The organism is Psychrobacter sp. TB20-MNA-CIBAN-0197 (genome assembly GCF_040309765.1).
Lineage (GTDB): Bacteria > Pseudomonadota > Gammaproteobacteria > Pseudomonadales > Moraxellaceae > Psychrobacter > Psychrobacter submarinus.
Genome location: NZ_JBEOPC010000911.1, coordinates 1 through 258 on the forward strand (window position 1 = coordinate 1; position 258 = coordinate 258).

General features: G+C 43.0%; 1 protein-coding gene. It reads right to left on the reverse strand.

Features of this window, described 5'->3' with window-relative positions; translation table 11 throughout:
- A partial coding sequence (locus AAEY83_RS16520) for a 4-alpha-glucanotransferase (protein WP_351060801.1) occupies positions 1 to 258 on the reverse strand: 258 nt, incomplete at both ends.

Genomic DNA, 258 nt, shown 5'->3' on the forward strand with positions numbered 1-258 from the left:
TGGCTAAACAGCGATTGCTGGTTTTTAAATTCAGCCCCATCGCCAGCACAACCAACAGCTAAGTCGTTTATTAAGCCAATAGCCATGCCTCTCTCTGCGCAACTTTTTTGACACAGTGCAAGTTGCATATGCGCTTGCCATTGCAGGTAATAAGCAAATGTTAGGTTATCTGATTCGAGGGTATTTAACGTAGTAGAGTGAGCATTACAAAAATCAGTAAACGCTTGGCGACGCTCATCACTTGCCGTTAATTCAAAC